At 37.4% G+C, this 12,440-nt stretch carries 13 protein-coding genes; 4 read left to right on the plus strand and 9 right to left on the minus strand.

Going from position 1 to position 12,440, the window contains the following annotated elements; genetic code table 11:
* Positions 1 to 30 precede the first annotated feature (30 nt).
* The 3 genes from N0O92_RS15385 to N0O92_RS15395 form a co-directional block, all read right to left on the minus strand.
* The gene (locus N0O92_RS15385) at positions 31 to 636 is read right to left on the minus strand and encodes a pyridoxamine 5'-phosphate oxidase family protein (RefSeq protein ID WP_315615548.1); all 606 of its coding nucleotides are present in this window, start codon (positions 634 to 636) and stop codon (positions 31 to 33) included.
* A 235-nt stretch (positions 637 to 871) separates the two neighbouring features.
* The gene (locus N0O92_RS15390) at positions 872 to 1,102 is read right to left on the minus strand and encodes a DUF1450 domain-containing protein (RefSeq protein ID WP_315615549.1); all 231 of its coding nucleotides are present in this window, start codon (positions 1,100 to 1,102) and stop codon (positions 872 to 874) included.
* A 127-nt stretch (positions 1,103 to 1,229) separates the two neighbouring features.
* Positions 1,230 to 1,961, minus strand: coding sequence for an ATP-dependent DNA ligase (locus tag N0O92_RS15395; protein WP_315615550.1), 732 nt, complete (start codon positions 1,959 to 1,961; stop codon positions 1,230 to 1,232).
* Positions 1,962 to 2,105: 144 nt separating this feature from the next.
* Here N0O92_RS15395 and N0O92_RS15400 point away from each other — a divergent pair, with 144 nt between their 5' ends.
* Positions 2,106 to 2,369: a DUF6154 family protein gene (locus N0O92_RS15400; protein WP_315615551.1), complete on the plus strand. Its 264-nt coding sequence runs from the start codon at positions 2,106 to 2,108 to the stop codon at positions 2,367 to 2,369.
* 140 nt (positions 2,370 to 2,509) lie between these two features.
* Here N0O92_RS15400 and N0O92_RS15405 read toward each other — a convergent pair whose 3' ends face one another.
* Together N0O92_RS15405 and N0O92_RS15410 are read right to left on the minus strand one after the other, a co-directional pair.
* Complete coding sequence (locus N0O92_RS15405) at positions 2,510 to 3,406, minus strand: EamA family transporter (RefSeq protein ID WP_315615552.1); 897 nt, start codon at positions 3,404 to 3,406, stop codon at positions 2,510 to 2,512.
* A gap of 80 nt (positions 3,407 to 3,486) precedes the next feature.
* Entirely contained in the window at positions 3,487 to 4,203 is a 717-nt protein-coding gene (locus N0O92_RS15410) for a helix-turn-helix transcriptional regulator (RefSeq protein WP_315615553.1), read from the minus strand.
* A 213-nt stretch (positions 4,204 to 4,416) separates the two neighbouring features.
* On the opposite strand from N0O92_RS15410, the gene N0O92_RS15415 reads away from it, so the two are divergent.
* Positions 4,417 to 5,700 carry a glycoside hydrolase domain-containing protein gene (locus tag N0O92_RS15415; protein ID WP_315615554.1) on the plus strand — a complete coding sequence of 428 codons (1,284 nt, stop codon included), beginning with the start codon at positions 4,417 to 4,419 and terminating at the stop codon, positions 5,698 to 5,700.
* A gap of 434 nt (positions 5,701 to 6,134) precedes the next feature.
* Positions 6,135 to 6,269, plus strand: a complete 135-nt coding sequence (locus tag N0O92_RS15420) for a YrzI family small protein (protein WP_315615555.1) — start codon at positions 6,135 to 6,137, stop codon at positions 6,267 to 6,269.
* 57 nt (positions 6,270 to 6,326) lie between these two features.
* Here N0O92_RS15420 and N0O92_RS15425 read toward each other — a convergent pair whose 3' ends face one another.
* Complete coding sequence (locus N0O92_RS15425; RefSeq protein ID WP_315615556.1) at positions 6,327 to 6,929, minus strand: restriction endonuclease; 603 nt, start codon at positions 6,927 to 6,929, stop codon at positions 6,327 to 6,329.
* 179 nt (positions 6,930 to 7,108) lie between these two features.
* Between N0O92_RS15425 and asnB the strand changes: the two genes are divergently transcribed.
* On the plus strand, positions 7,109 to 8,998 hold the full coding sequence (gene asnB / locus N0O92_RS15430; RefSeq protein WP_315615557.1) for an asparagine synthase (glutamine-hydrolyzing): 1,890 nt from the start codon (positions 7,109 to 7,111) through the stop codon (positions 8,996 to 8,998).
* Between the two features lie 25 nt (positions 8,999 to 9,023).
* Here asnB and N0O92_RS15435 read toward each other — a convergent pair whose 3' ends face one another.
* From N0O92_RS15435 to N0O92_RS15445, 3 genes are all read right to left on the minus strand, one after another.
* Positions 9,024 to 10,118 carry a PRK06851 family protein gene (locus N0O92_RS15435; RefSeq protein WP_315615558.1) on the minus strand — a complete coding sequence of 365 codons (1,095 nt, stop codon included), beginning with the start codon at positions 10,116 to 10,118 and terminating at the stop codon, positions 9,024 to 9,026.
* Between the two features lie 82 nt (positions 10,119 to 10,200).
* On the minus strand, positions 10,201 to 11,151 hold the full coding sequence (locus N0O92_RS15440) for a glycerophosphodiester phosphodiesterase family protein (protein WP_315615559.1): 951 nt from the start codon (positions 11,149 to 11,151) through the stop codon (positions 10,201 to 10,203).
* A gap of 131 nt (positions 11,152 to 11,282) precedes the next feature.
* The gene (locus N0O92_RS15445) at positions 11,283 to 12,353 is read right to left on the minus strand and encodes a polysaccharide deacetylase family protein (RefSeq protein ID WP_315615560.1); all 1,071 of its coding nucleotides are present in this window, start codon (positions 12,351 to 12,353) and stop codon (positions 11,283 to 11,285) included.
* Between the last annotated feature and the right edge of the window lie 87 nt (positions 12,354 to 12,440).

Consider the following 12,440-nt stretch of genomic DNA (forward strand, 5'->3'; position numbering starts at 1 on the left):
AGTCAGTTTTTGCTTCAGCCTTTTTCAAATTTATTTCAAATTCACTTCTTTTTTTGTTTGTTTGACGTTAAAGAAGTCACCACCTTTCTCATTTTTTTCGCTTATTACATTCTTTACTTTTTTCAATGTAGGAACATGTTTTGAGCAATGAATAAAAGCTTCTTCTACTTCAATCACGACCCATCTTTCTACTTTTGACCCTTCCCTTATTTTGATTTCCTGTTTCATTTCTTTCGTTAGTTTCAATGTATCTAATTCTTTATTTTCACATATAAAGGCCGTTCCATTTACATGTAACCCAATGCGACTTTCAGAAAAATCAATAAACATTAATCCAATATGAGGGTTTTCCATTATATTTCCCATGCTTGCCATTACGCCATTTCCTCGAAATTCTGGGTACATGATCATTTTCTCACTTAGAATTCTAACAAACCCTTGTTCCCCTGCCCGAAAGGAAGAGTCACAGTTCCCTTTGCTATCAGAAGTAGAAATAAACATCATTTCTTGAGTTTGGATGAACTTCTGCATCGTTTCATTTAGATGTGTTAATACCTGGTTTTTATAAAATGCGGCTGCACGTTTTTCTGTATTGTATTTTTCTTGCAATATCTCTTCTCCACTTTGTTTACCCATTTGTTCAACCCCTTTTTCACTACTGAAATAGGTGAAATGTACTCACATATATTCTACCTGAATATTCGCACATAAAAAGGGATGATGTTAGATTACCTAACATCGGTTTTCTTTGTATAGCAAAAAAGACTGTCTTCAGTCAAAGTTTCTCCCCAAAAAAACAGTGGAGGCACACCTATACTTCCCCCTCTTTTAAGGGAATGAAACCTCGTGAGACAGTCTTTTTACACATCTATTATACGGATTGTTTAAGAATACGTTTATTCAATTTTTTATAAAGTTCTTTTCCTGTTTCACTTTCAAGTACCTTTCCATCCACAACGGAAAATGGACAGCTTTTGCATGTTTTACATTTTCCAAGGCACCCTTTTCGCTTTATTATAAGGTTTGGATATTTCTCTTTAAGCGTTTTGTATGCTTTTTTAGTTTTAAATTCATTTTCTTTGCAAAAGTATACTTTATGCATGTCCTTACCCCTGTCCAATAATGATAATCATTTTCATTATCATATCATAGGTTCCTACAGATGTATAGTTCAAACAATCAGATTATTTAATATAAAAAAATTGACTTCATGTTATTCGAAGTCAATTTTAACCCAAGTTGTGTTTCATAAACTGTCGGTACTTTTCATATAGTTTTTCTCTATTTTTTTTGGTTTTAAATTCCATCAGTCGTAACGGATATCCTCTCTCTTTATAAAAGAGAAATCCAGAATCTTTGCCAATGATTTCCGATCTTTTTCCTTTGCCATACTTATAGTTAATAATCTTCAACCAGTCATTTGTTCGTTTGCCAATGTGATATTTCGAATGTGGTTTTTTGACTATAATTCCTTCTAGATCGTATTCTTTTACTACTTCAAAATATGTTTGAGAATTTCCTTCAACCCACTGAGATGTGACTAGGGCAATCGTATCAGTCGGAACCACTTGATTTAATAACTGTTTCCGTTTGAGTAAAGGAAGTTGTGTTATATTTTTTCCTTTGTAAAATAAAATATCAAATGCGACAAATTGAACGGGTATCGTTGTATTGTGTTCTTTTGATCTAAACCTTTCCATTAAACGAGTAAAATCAGGTTTGCTATCTACATCTACAGAAATCAGCTCTCCATCAAGTACGAGTCCTTTTGGAAGTGTGAGATCTGTAATTTCTGGAAACATATGTGTCACATCAAGATGATGCCTAGTATACAACTTTGGTTCTCCGTGCAGATTGCTATATAGCAAGCGTATTCCATCTAATTTAAGTTCGGTTATGACATTAGCATAATCTTCTGGTGGAGAAGCAGATTCTTGTAACAGCATTGGGGAAATAAACATTTGACCACCTCACTTCTTATCATACATGGGGGGTTTCTTGATTTCATTAGTGATCAACTGGAAATGTTTAAAAATCCAAGAATAATTACTAAACCTTCAACTCACTCTAATACTAACTTTTCTGCTTAACGGGAGTGACGTATATTGAAATTTGTCGATGAATTGTACGAGCTATATAAAAATCATTTAACAGGCGATGAGGAAGATGCCCTGATCATTATTAACGGGATTTTGCATGATTTTGATGATCGAGATATAAAAAAATTAGTTGATGACATGCCTGATCAAGAACGCTTTGAAATGCTTGCTTTGTATTTATATGAAAAATTCAGGATCAAAGTAGCAGAAGAAGGAATTGGTCAAACCAAAAATCGAGATGATCAAGGAGGTGTTAAATTTTACCATTAAATCTTGTTGAATGTTCTACTTTTTTTTTAGGGGAATCTCACCATCCCCCTTCTTGTAGCACAAAAAAATGCCTCTACTAGTTAGGAGGGCACATCAGTCTGTTTTCCTATTTCAGTGCCCTCATTAGTTAGACGCATCTTTTAAGAGACATGTTTATTCCATTCTGGTTGCTTATTTTTTTTCGGCGTATAAGATAGAATTCCTAATCCAACAAACAATAACATCACACCGATCCATGACAATAATGGCAAATGTTCTCCTACTAGAAAGACCCCAAGCATTGCCGCAGTTAGCGGTTCCGCGAGTGATAAAGTGACGGCAGAAGAAGCTGGAATGCCAGAAAGCCCCTTTACAAAGAGGAGATAAGCGACGGCTGTAGCAATTAGTCCTAAATGTAGGGCAACTCCTATCCCATTTGATTGAAAAAGCCATGATAAATCATACACAAAAAGAATCGGAGTTAGCATGATAGCACTAAGTGTAAATACGACAGCTACTACCGCTTCAGAAGCTTGACGCTCGAGTAACTGCTTGCTAACAAGAGTATAAATAGCGAATGATAACCCTGCCCCTAGAGCCATGATAATTCCGACTAGACTAATACTCACTTCCCCTTGATTAGCATGAGTAAAAAGGAGCAAACTTCCGGTAATGGCGACTGCTGTTGCGGTCCACCACTTCATTTCAGGCCTCTTTCGTTTCATAATCCACTCTAATATCCCAGCTAGTATTGGTGCACTACCGATCGCAACAACCGTTCCAACCGCTACTCCGGTTACAGAAACAGCCTGAAAAAATAATGGTTGATACGCTGCCATACTTAAAGCCGCACCAATTGTCGCTGCTATTGGCCAATTTTGAAGCTTCAATTTCCCTTGAATCGTTACAAATAATAAGAGTGCCATTCCGCCAACAGCTAAGCGGACCGCTCCTATAACGACAGGGTTGGCTTGTTCAGGTGCAAAAGTTTGAGCCGTACCCGTTGTTCCCCATAGCATGGCTGCAAGTAAGACAAAAAATATGGAAAGATTCTTCAACTTCCGTTTCCCCCTTAAGAAAATACCTACTCTTATATTGTAGCTCTTCATAAAAGGTCTACATTACATTTTCTACTGTTCTATTTATCTTTTTTATAGGTTTTTCGATACATTTGCGGAGAAACTCCCTCCACTCGTATAAACGATCTCGTAAAAGACGAAGGATAGTCGAAACCGACTTCGCTACTTATTGTGGTGATAGGGATGCTTGTTTGTACTAATAACCTCTTTGCTTCCATTAACCTAACTTTTTGTATATAAGCACCTGGGCTCATCCCCGTCACTTTTTTAAACCAATTCGTGTAGTAAGTAGGATGATAGTGTTCTAATTCAGATAACTCCTCAATCGTTATTTTTTCCGCAAAGTGGTCATGTATATGTTGAATGGATCTCTCTGTTTGTTTCTGAAGCTTTTCACTTATATATCGACCTAAATAAGTTAATGCAGAAGAAGAAGTCCCTCTCTTCACAAGATCATCGAGCAACAAATAACGTATGGAACGCCACTGTTCATCTAACTTCATGTATTGTCCATACGGTTGACTTTGCTCTCCTACCAATAAGTGCGCAGGAAGATCGACGATTAAAAACTCATTGCTATCCATTGCACGAAATGTATGTTCACACCCTGGTGGTAAATAAAAGAAAAATTTATCAGTCAGCTGGAAATCTTGCTCTTGCATCTTGATTTCCATTGCCCCTTGAAGAGGAAATAATAACTGGCCATATGGATGATCATGTGTATCAAATTGTTTCGAATACGTTCTTTTTTCACATATCACTCTTTCTAGCTGCAATCATAACTCCCCCTACTCCGGTTTCATGTGGTTTCCGTTCTTTTTCATCCTTTCATTATACTCTTCTTTTCTTACAACCGGAAGACTGAAACAGCGTCTTTCAAATGGCCAATTTCGAACTGTCCCCCTTCTCTACTAAACGCCCATTTCCTGCACCGATGTCTGTCCTAGCACGTAACATAATTTTGAGATTAAACAGAAGGTGGTGACAATGTGAATAGGAGAAAAAACGTTTCATTTATCGTTCTCGGAGTTGTATCTCTTTTGTTTTTGTTCTCTCTTACTTTTTTAAGTGATGCAAATACGTCTGAACCAGTAACAGCTTCGACAGCCGAATTACTAGAAGAACAAGAAGAAGAAGCCAACAATGAACAGTCACAGTCTTCCTCGTCGAATACAAATGGATCTGGGGATAGTCAAATTTCAAATGAAGTCAATAATACGGTCGATGCGAATGATGGCGATGTGACAAACACCGTTGAGAACGAAGTCAACTCTACCCAATCTCAAGTAGATAACCAGATTACGAATGAAATCAACTCCGATCACACTTCAATAAACAATACAATTGACAATCATATTTCTGCAGATGGTGGAAATGTAGATAATGCAATAGACAATTCCGTTGATAGCAGTGAACACTCAGATATTCAAAATAGCATCAATAATGATATTCACGTTACGGTTGATGTGAACGTAACCAATCAAATTAACAATCAGGTTACCGGTGAACAGCGAGCTGATAGCAATGGAAACGGAGAAAATGGCGGAAATAACGAAAATGGCGAGGATCAAAACGGAGACGACTCCTCTAATGGAGAAAACGGAAACGGAAATGGCGAAGAAACTCCGGAAACTGTATGGGGAGTTGATTCAGCAAGTATTACAACTGAAGAAATGCTAGCTTGCGTCCGAAATAATTTTGGTGACCCAGAAATATGGGGACGTTATTTAGGTACGAATGAGGGTGCTTCATATGGGTTAACAGCTGAAGAAGTTGAATTGCTTCATGCCGAGGATATTCAAATCCTTGTCATTTACAATCACTTTAACGACGGAACTGGATACGAACACGGTCAAGACCATGCACAAGCTGCCATTGAAATGGCTCGGGATTTCGGCATTCCAGAAGGAGTAGCTTTATTTGCTAATGTTGAACCAATATATCCTATTGACTCTGATTTTATTCTAGGTTGGCATGATGCAGTAACAGAGTCAGAGTACAATTCAGGTATTTACGGGGTTTTTGATCCAAGTCAAGAAGTTTATATAGCTTTTGAGGCCGCAGCCGATGCCAACCCAAACATTCTCGATGAGATGCATGTTTGGACCGCAGCTCCTAATGAGGGCATTACGACTGAAGATAATGCACCTGTCTATAACCCAAGTTACCCTGATGGTGCTTTAATTGGCGGATGGCAATATGGACTTGATGCAGAAACATGTAATATTGATACAAACATTTTTGATGGCAACGTACTGGACGTTTTATGGTAATGAATTAGTTTCGGAGGTATGCTAAAAAGGCAAAATGTCCTTTTTGAGCATACCTTCTCTTCTTATTTAAAATAATTATAAATAGATATTGATTTTTATATAGAAAGTGTTATTATAACTATACGAAGAACGTTTGTTTCATACGTTTCAAACCTATAAGAATGAAGGTGAATGGAATGTCAGCTAAGAAAAAGATTTGTTCGCATTGCCAATCAGAAATTAAACAACTAAAACATAGCATCTTATGTCAGTGTGGCATTAAATTTAAAACCATTAAATCAACATACGCCGTCTAACAATTTACACATTTATAAAGTTGAAGATGCGCTTCTCCGTCTTAAGTCGTATAGAAGTTCAGTTTGTGGTTCGAAGACAAATTCTCCCTTGCGTTATATCCTTTGTTTATAAGAGGAAAACGTAAAGGAGGAAGCAAAATGTCCTTTCATTTTTTGTTATTTACAATCACGATTAAGAAAAGAATATACACTGAAGATCAGCTTCAAAAATTGCTTCATAATAAAAAAGCACAAGAGCGGCTAAACTACTACAAATCCAAATACTGGATTTAAAACCTTATAGAGTCTGAGCATTAAGACCGCTGCCTCAGACTCCAAACTCTTTGTTATTTACGTGTCTGTTGGATTTAATTGTTTGATATAGGCCGTATCACTTTCCATCGTCTCAAGCCATAATGTAACGAACTCTACACCGTTTATTAATTCAATGTTCAAACCATCTGCATATTTTTTTGCCTTTTCTGTAAAATCAGCAGTCGTAATAACATATCCTCCAACAGCTCCCCATTTTTGCATATTTGAATGTACTAGTGCAATCGCTTCAAATCCAACGTCCGTTTTCTCGCACTTTACCTGACCTAAATAAAGCCCCTCTTCCCGCCGATCCTCAAAATCGACACCATAATCTCCGCTTGCTTTACTGACAAACATCTCGCCTCCATATTTGGCTTCGATGATATCTGCGACAAAATGTTCAAAGGAAACAGGGTCCTCTTTTAAAAAAGTAGAGCTGTATGTATCATTTTGATCTTCCTTCCTGAAGCGCAAATACAATCCCATCGCAAGCGTCTTCCTCAATTCTAAATCGTGTTCAATTTGATCAACGAGCAGATCAGCAAAATCATTATGCTTACTTTTTAAACGAATCCAATTCATAACCGCTATAAGAGTCATCATTATTGCTCCAATGATGATAATCATTTGTGTGTTCACATGTACCACCTCCAATTAGTAAGTTTGTACAAGAAAAGCTTAATTCAAACGATAAATTACTTGAAGATCTTTCTAGCAAGTTACCCCTTTTAGGCGAGACTAAAAATAGTTCTGGTATTTTTTGAAAAATGAAGTATATTTTATTTAGCTATTATTTTCTTATTATTGGAGGGGTATGAATGTGTGGGTTCATAGGTGAATGTAGAAAGAAGAATATACCCGCAATTGATTCACATACATGGTCAAAAGCAATCGAAGCGATTCATCATCGTGGTCCAGATTCAACTGGTCATTTTCTAGATGAATACGTACAATTTGGCTTTAAACGCTTAAGTATTATTGACCTTGAACATGGTACTCAGCCTATGTCATTGCAAAACAGGTACCATATTGTATTTAATGGTGAAATTTATAATTATATTGAATTACGAGAGGGTCTCAAAGCGGAAGGGTTTGTGTTTCAGACTGATTCTGACACAGAAGTATTGCTTGCGTTGTATATCTCAAAAGGAAAAGAATGTGTAAAGGAGCTTCGTGGCATGTTCGCCTTTGCCATTTGGGACAGGGTTGAACTTACTCTTTTTGCTGCTAGAGACCCTTTTGGGATTAAGCCTTTTTACTATACTGAAACTGAAGATCGGCTTTTTTTCGCATCTGAACAAAAATCGATTCATTCCTATATCTCGTTAGAAGAACTATCAAAAGAAGCGTTGCAACATTATTTAACTTATCAATATGTCCCTGAACCGTTGTGTTTATCAAACAAAATAACAAAACTTCTTCCTGGGCACTGCTTTACAGTAACACCTGGACAAGAGCTTTCGGTTGAATGCTATTACAAGAAATCATTTAGTCCAGCTAAAAGTAAGATGAGTCATTATGCAAACAAAACAAAAAAAGTCCTCCTTGATTCTGTAGAAAAGCATATGAGAAGTGACGTTCCTGTTGGAGCCTTCTTGTCATCAGGAATTGATTCAACTAGCATTGTAGCACTTGCTAAACAACACAATACGAATTTAAAAACATTTACGGTCGGCTTTGAACAACAAGGGTTTAGTGAGATTGACATTGCCAAAGATACTGCTGAAAAATTACAAGTCGAAAACATTCATAAGCTGATTACACCAGAAGAGTTTATCCAAGAACTTCCTGCTATTATTTGGCATATGGATGATCCTGTTGCTGATCCGGCTGCGGTTCCGCTTTATTTTGTAGCCAAGGAAGCTAGCAAACATGTAAAAGTTGTTCTTTCTGGTGAAGGAGCTGATGAACTTTTCGGTGGATATAATATTTATCGAGAGCCTTTAGCACTTAACTGGTTCAACTATATGCCTGGCTCTATGAAGTCCCTTCTTCATAAAGTCGCTCTTGGCTTACCTGAGGGCATTAAAGGAAAAAGCTATTTCATTCGAGGCACTACCCCATTATCTGAACGTTATATTGGGAATGCGAATATTTTAAGTGAACTGGAAAAACAACATTTGCTGACAATGTATGATGCGAATAACCCTTTTATCAAGGTGACAAGAAATCTATTTGATGAGGCTTCGTTGTTTGATGACTCATTAAAAATGCAGTACATTGACCTTCATACGTGGCTTCCTGGTGATATTCTTGTGAAGGCAGATCGTATGACCATGGCGCATTCCATTGAATTACGAGTTCCCTTTTTGGATAAAGAAGTTTTTGCTGTTGCAAGCGAGATTCCTACTTATGCTAAAATCTCTCATGGTACGACAAAATACGTATTAAGAGAAGCAATGAAAGAGTTTATTCCTGAATCTGTTTTACATCGTAAAAAACTTGGGTTTCCTGTCCCTATCCGTCACTGGTTAAAAGACGAGCTTTATGACTTTGCTCGAAATTTGCTAGTAACTAGTCCAACGGATTATTTATTTAAGAAGGAAGAAACTATTAAATTATTAGACGAACATGTACAGGGGAAAAAGGATAATAGCCGTAAGCTTTGGGTCATTTTATGCTTTATGATATGGCACTCTCTCTATATTGAAAACAATCCTTGGAATCATAGTTTACTTGAGCACCCAAAAGTTCCTGTCACTATGTAAAGAAGAAGAGGCTAGCCTCTTCTTCTCATTTCCCAACTAACTGCTCGATCTCTTCGATTAATTCCTTTTTCATTTCTTCCACCTTTGTAAAATCCATTGCTTTAATATAGTAATCTTCTAATTCATCACGAAGTGCTTTCGCTTTTTCTAAATAGGAGATTCCTTCTTTCATTTTATCTTTATAAGGCTTCGTCGCTTCCTCAATTTCAGTTGCAAACTTCTCATCCGTCCCAGTCGCAATACATCTCGTATACATGTCAACAATTTCATCTGACGCTCGGTCCGGAAAGTATTCGTGTGGAGCTGTGCTATCGAATATGGCAAAGTCCTTTTCTCTTACAATGACCATATCCACACTATGAGGATCGAATCCGCAATGATAGACTTCCACATCAAAGCCTCTTTCTTCACCGGCCGCAGCTATTTTTTTAAGCATCGTTGATTTTCCAGATCCAGCTCTTCCTTTAATAAAATACCGTTTGCCAATGTCTGCGGTTAAGTTTTGGATAAAATCAACAGCCCCATTCGGAGTCGCAGCTCCTAAAAAACGGTGTTTTACTTTTGCTTGTTTTTCACTAGACTCTTCTCCATATAAATTCTCAATTAATTCATTTGTTAGCTCGTTTGCTTCGTTAAAATCCATGTTTGAAATATAGATGTCCTCAAGATCATCATGAGCTTTTAATGATTGCGCAAATGTGTCATAAGCTGTTTGAAAAGCAGTTGAAATCTGTTGATTCAATGTCAGGATTTCACTTTTATGTTTTTGTAATTTTTCTGAATCCCAGGCGACTCCTAAGTTAACATACTCTTCAATAACTCCTGGTGCTTTCGGTTCGATTACATGAGGAGCCGTACCATCAACAATTCCAACTCGGTATTTAGGAAGGATCACTCCGTCAATGGATTCGTTATCGGAGGAGCAATGTAAGTATTCAATATCAATTCCCTTGCTTACCATTTTTTGTCCGACTGCTTTCATTAAGGACGATTTCCCAGTTCCAGGTCCCCCTTTTAAAATAAAAAGACGATCTAAACCTTCTAGTGCAGAGTCGTATAAACTATAAAATCCCTTCGCTGTGTTCCCACCTGCATAATAGTTTTGAATGGTTCCTCTCATCGAATCACCCTTTCCTCTTTTACCACAACATATGTAAGTATTGTTACAAGGGTGATTGCCTAATCGCATGAATTTTTAACAATTATTCCCTTTCGGTTGTATGATTACTTAACACCATCTCTTCCATTATTTGTAGTAACAAATCAGGGCGATCCGTTATAATCCCATTTGCTCCTTGCTCTAGCAGATATCGCATGGTTTCTGGATCATTAATCGTCCAATAATGAACCCCTAGGCCTCGTTTGTTTGCTGCGCGAATTAACCTGGCGCTTGTAAGATCTAACACACTCTGTTCTGTCGGAATTTGAATAGCATCCACTTGTGGCCTGTACAGTCCATTTAAATACAATGTATTGAATGCAACAAACTTGATTACCTCCTGCTTTCCTGCTCCGGTCGCAACTGTTCCATTAGTGGCTTCTTGAAATTTGTCTATAATTGTTTGGTCAAAAGACCCGATAAGGACACGATCTTCGAGCCCATATGCTTGAATAAACGTCCAAAGCTTATCAATGATGATAGGAATGTCCTCAGCTGCGTTCGTGTCTTTTATTTCAATTATCATTCTCATATCAGAAAAGGTTTCAAAGATTTCTTCAACGGTAGGGATTTTTACTCCTTGCCCGCGAAAGCGATATTTCCCTTCTAAGTCTTGAAAGTAATAACCTGCATCAAGCTCTTTAATTTTTTCTAAGGATAACTCATCCACCCTGCCTATCCCATCTGTCGTACGATCAACAGTAGGGTCATGGATGGCGACTAAATGTTCATCTTGAGTTATATGAATGTCAAACTCTAGTACATCGACTCCTAATTCTCTTGCATGTTCAAAGGCTAGTAGTGTGTTTGACGGGGCTAAGTGTTCTCCACCTTGATGGGCGATTACCATCGGCCGATCATTTTCAAAAAAAGGCTTTTTTTCTCGTTCTTGAATAGGTAGAAAGTTTATAACGACCCATGCGATTACAAAAGTAATAAGAATCATTCCTAGTCGCTTCTTTTTATTTGTTTTTTTTCCAACGTTTCTTTTCAAATGCTCTCCTCCTATCATTCTTTTTCTTATTTTTATTTCGAGTATCCACGGAATTATTCCTTTTTTCACACTATGCAGAAGAACAAAAAAGCAGAGATGACTGATCATCTCTGCTTTTTTGAAAATTATTTTCATTCATGTTCTAATAAAGTTTGTACAGTGACAAATTGATATCCTTGTGCTCTCAATTCATCAATAATCTGTGGAAGCGCCTCCACCGTTCCATCTAACAGACGAGCCTCGGACTGGAAATTATGTTGAAGAATAATTCCTCCTGGCGAAATATCCCGCCGGACAATGCTTAGTATTTCTTCTGCAGATTGACCACTCCAATCAATGGTATCTACCGACCACATGACTGTTCTTAGTCCCATTTCACTTAGCACTATTCGATCCGATTTTGTCAACGCACCATATGGAGGTCGAAATAAGTCCGGCATTCGACCGACGGTTCTGATCATTTCTTTTTGAGTTGATCGGACCTCTTCCACTAACGTTTCGGACATTACCGTTGGCAAAGCTGGATGATTATAGGTGTGATTGGCTATTCCATGCCCTTCTTTTACAATGCGTTTCATCATCTCAGGAAATTGCTCTATTTGTTTGCCCATGACAAAAAAAGTAGCCGGGGCGTTTTTTTGTTTAAGAATGTCCAGTATTTTCGCTGTATAGTATTCATCTGGTCCATCATCAAATGTTAAAGCGACTTGTTTTTTTGATTCATCCCCTTTAGAAACTGGATTTGGAGCAGGCGGAATATTTGTTTTAATAAAGGTTTTCTCTCTTTTGCTATCATAAACAACATCCATTCCGAATTTCTTTACGACATCTATGAGTGGAACAAACGTTTCCCCATTAAACTCAAGTGTTTTCGTCGAAAGACTTTTACGTCTCCACATTCCTGTTGCACGACCATAATCCTCTAAGTAATCCTTGCCTACCGGGAGAGCAAATTGGATGTCCTTATGAGTAAAAACTACGGATTGGTAAGTTTCATTCCAATTCATCTTTACTCCCGTATGTTTTAAAAATAGAGCAGGGACAAGCAAATGGCCATCCCTCATTATGTATTTTGTTATAAAAGGTTCATTGTCGATATAAATAGGTACTTCTAGCAGTTTTGATTCCTGTGCCCATACCGGTGAAGAACATGTGACAGCTAACAAACAAAAAAAGATAAGTATGGAATTTCGATTCAACATAACCATTCCTCCTAACTTCATTGTTTCTTAGCTTCTCCCATCCGTATAGGTTTATGACAAAGAAAGAGGAATCCACCCTGGCATAAT

Origin of the sequence: Alkalihalobacillus sp. MEB130 (genome assembly GCF_032335535.1) — a bacterium.
Classification (GTDB): Bacteria; Bacillota; Bacilli; order Bacillales; family Bacillaceae_D; genus Halalkalibacter.

Coding starts and splice junctions, on each gene's coding strand:
- N0O92_RS15445 (WP_315615560.1), bottom strand. CDS start 12,353: ATGTTGAATCGAAATTCCATACTTATCTTTTTTTGTTTGTTAGCTGTC.
- asnB (WP_315615557.1), top strand. CDS start 7,109: ATGTGTGGGTTCATAGGTGAATGTAGAAAGAAGAATATACCCGCAATT.
- N0O92_RS15395 (WP_315615550.1), bottom strand. CDS start 1,961: ATGTTTATTTCCCCAATGCTGTTACAAGAATCTGCTTCTCCACCAGAA.
- N0O92_RS15390 (WP_315615549.1), bottom strand. CDS start 1,102: ATGCATAAAGTATACTTTTGCAAAGAAAATGAATTTAAAACTAAAAAA.
- N0O92_RS15435 (WP_315615558.1), bottom strand. CDS start 10,118: ATGAGAGGAACCATTCAAAACTATTATGCAGGTGGGAACACAGCGAAG.
- N0O92_RS15385 (WP_315615548.1), bottom strand. CDS start 636: ATGGGTAAACAAAGTGGAGAAGAGATATTGCAAGAAAAATACAATACA.
- N0O92_RS15420 (WP_315615555.1), top strand. CDS start 6,135: ATGTCCTTTCATTTTTTGTTATTTACAATCACGATTAAGAAAAGAATA.